Annotated in this window: 1 protein-coding gene and 1 pseudogene; both read left to right on the forward strand. The window is 35.4% G+C overall.

All coding sequences use genetic code 11. The features are described 5' to 3' along the window. A pseudogene (locus A3GG_RS11540) lies at window positions 1-903 on the forward strand (hypothetical protein); the annotation flags it as partial. A gap of 267 nt (window positions 904-1,170) precedes the next feature. Beyond that, window positions 1,171-2,730, forward strand: a complete 1,560-nt coding sequence (locus A3GG_RS0101165) for a vitamin K epoxide reductase family protein (RefSeq protein WP_018357503.1) — start codon at window positions 1,171-1,173, stop codon at window positions 2,728-2,730. The last annotated feature ends 177 nt before the right edge of the window (window positions 2,731-2,907 follow it).

The following is a 2,907-nucleotide window of genomic DNA, read 5'->3' on the forward strand; positions in this document are numbered from 1 at the left end:
TCCTTCGTTTTTTTCTCCAAAATTACAAATGGTTCGCCAATATCCTGCATGCGTCTCAATTCTTCAAAAAACACATCCCCTAATTCAGCAAGCTCGAATTATGCAGAGTTTGTGGCTGTTGTGTCGGGTAACACTGCACTTTTGGAGAAAGTGAAGATAGAGCGTAAGATTAGCAACTTAGAGTCGGTTCAAAATGCTTTTCGTAAGGAGCAATACGCGACACAAGAGAAGTATGATGCTACCAAGAAGCGATTGGAGCTCATATATAACAACCTCGCCTCATTAAAGACAGATGAAAAAATCTTTACTTCTCGTGTAAAATTTGATGATAAAGGTGAAACAGTCAATGAGCTTACCCTCTACGACCTCCCTAACGAAAGTGATATAGAGGTGATCGCGAAACACCTACACACTATAGCAGAGAAAGAGCGCACCAATAGTGTCTACAAGCGCATTGGTGAGGTGTACGGTTTCCCCATCATGGTTCATTCTGAAAGTAGTACCCAAGATGGCATGTTCGAGTTCACCGAAAACCGCTTCATCGTAAAAGGGGAAGGTAGTGTCTCCTATACATATAACAATGGACAGCTTGCATCTGACCCAAAGTTAGCCGTCATGAACTTTGTGAATGCTCTCAAGAAGATACCCTCTCTGATTGAGAATACAGAGACACAGATATCCAAAGTGGAAAAAGATTTAGAGCGATACAAAGCTGTACTAGCTGTGGATAGATTTGACAAAGCAGATGAGTTGGAGCGTCTAAAACATGAGCTTGTAGAGGTCAATAAGAAAATTGAGAAAACGGTAACTAATGACGATGCTTCAAGCCAATCGTTACCTCAGAGTGAAAGCCTCGGTTTTAGCCAGGACGATACGCCACAAGTGAAGTTTAAGATACGGTAGCCCACTTTAAAAACGACATCTATTTTCCCGAGTTCTGTATGACAATTAATCTACAAGGTTTTTTAATAGTTTACAGAGTGTTTTCAATCATTGCTGCCTGACACACATGAACTGAGATAACCGATGGTGTGTCAGACAGCAATGGCTATCAGTTTATCAAACGTGGCAAAAAAAAATGGATTTTATTAGATGAAAAGTTTGTGAAGTAAAAAAATATGTATACCTTTGGAGCAAAGAAAAAAACACAGTTTTATCTAATTTTCAAAGATGAGAGAGCATAACATTTTAACAGTACTTCTTGATAGATTGAATATAAAGTATACTAGTACATACGCAACAATGATGTTCAATGAAAACCCGAATAAAGATAATTTACTTGGCATTTCAGAGATGCTTTCTTTGTATCGCATCAATAACATTGCAATAAAATTGGATAAGTTAGAAGACATCTTCTCTATTACAACTCCTTTTATTACAGAAAGGAAAGGCGAGTTTGTTTTAATTGAAAGCACAAATGATAAGATTTGCTATTATACTGGCAATAGGATAAAGAAGGTAGAGTCAATTGAAGAATTTTTCTCAGGATGGTCTGGTGTAGTCCTTGTAATATATGCGAATAGCCAATCTATAGAGAATAACTACGACGAGCACAAAAAAAATGAACAGAAAACTACAGCAAAAAAGTATTTGTTAGGTATTGGTGTATTTTTCTTACTTTTATTAAGTGCATTATCTACAAACAATTATCTCAATTTACATATACTTGCTTTGTTTTTCATTAATATAACAGGCTTTGCTATAGGCAGATTGTTACTTTTAAATGAACTGAATATTTATAACAAGTATAGTGAGAAACTGTGTTCCCTTATTGAGACCTCTAACTGTAAAAGTATTTTAAAATCCAATGCCTCTAAAGCTTTCCTAGATGTTAGCTGGAGCGAAATAGGACTTTGCTATTTCTTTTCAAATCTTATTATCATTTCATTTTACCCCACCCTTATTCCTAGCATTGGATTCATTAATCTATTCGCCTTGCCATATACATTTTGGAGCGTATGGTTTCAAGGAGTTAAAGTTAAACAGTGGTGCGTGATGTGTTTATTGGTACAGTTACTACTTTGGATAAATTTCTTGGTTAACATTTACTTTATCTCCAATAGGGTTTTTGAAATAAATTTTTTATACCTATCTATATCAGTTTTCATATACCTACTTTCTCTGCTTGGAATAGTGCATATAATATCCTATGTGAAAAGTTATCATGACTTATCGTTTACTAGACAACAGTTCAATAGTGTAAAAGCAGAGGAAAGTGTTTTCAAGTCGTTAATGAGAGAACAACCCTTCTACTCTATTTCTGGTGATAACTCTAGTATCTTCTTTGGTAATTCAGCCTCACAGTTATGTGTTACCATTATAACAAATCCAAAATGTGATCCTTGTGCTCGACTTCACAAACAAATTACAGAATTACTCAAAGATGAACCTTCTCTACAGTTTCAATATATTTTCACCCCTTTTACGCCAGAATTGGCAGTTGCTTCACGCTGTTTAATAGCCATCTTTCAACAGAAAAACATCATTGAATCTCATAGAATTTACTCTGAATGGTTTGAAAAAGGAAGGCACACAAAAGATTTTTTTGAAAAATATGGTATAGATGCTGAAAGCAAGGAGGTTCTCTCTGAATTTGAAAAACATAATTTTTGGGTGAATGAAAACTTGATAAGCGAAACTCCTATCGTATTAGTAAATGGATACCGTTTATCCAAGTACTATGAAATAAAAGATCTTAGATATTTGACAGATATAGAACTCGAAGACTAGTATAATACTCCCCAAAAACTAGACAACTCAAAAAGTGGTAGATTTGAGAGTAAAGATGGAACTAATTGTCATTTGCTAACGAAAAGGAAAAGAGAAGTTTATGGGACGAAGCAGTAAATACAGTTCAAGCTTTAAGGCACAAGTTGCTTTAGCCGGCTTGAGGGGCGATGAGACGAT

Origin of the sequence: Porphyromonas levii DSM 23370 (assembly GCF_000379925.1) — a bacterium.
Lineage (GTDB): Bacteria > Bacteroidota > Bacteroidia > Bacteroidales > Porphyromonadaceae > Porphyromonas_A > Porphyromonas_A levii.

Excerpts from the sequence above, each read along its gene's own strand:
- A3GG_RS0101165 (WP_018357503.1), top strand. The coding sequence starts at position 1,171 with ATGAGAGAGCATAACATTTTAACAGTACTTCTTGATAGATTGAATATA.